We start from the raw sequence: 247 nt of genomic DNA on the forward strand, positions 1-247 counted from the left end.
TGATGCGAATCGCGAGCGAGGCGGCGTTGCAGGTGGCGGACGTGCGCGCCGGCGACAGGCTGTTTCTTTGGGAGCCGCTTTGCCACATCGGCGGCGCGCAGATGCTGTTGCTGCCCTTTCTCGAAGCGGTCGAGTTGCACGTCGTGCCGCGCTTTTCGGCCACGCAGTTCTGGGCGCAGATTGCCCGCTCACGGGCGACGCAACTGCATTACCTGGGCGGCGTGCTCGATATCCTGATGCAGCTTCC

The 247-nt window shown here is 65.2% G+C and carries 1 pseudogene; it reads left to right on the forward strand.

Annotated features, from left to right (window positions below):
- A pseudogene (locus tag SB771_RS36250) lies at positions 1 to 247 on the forward strand (AMP-dependent synthetase); the annotation flags it as partial.

The organism is Burkholderia sp. SIMBA_051 (assembly GCF_046534915.1).
GTDB lineage: Bacteria > Pseudomonadota > Gammaproteobacteria > Burkholderiales > Burkholderiaceae > Burkholderia > Burkholderia ambifaria.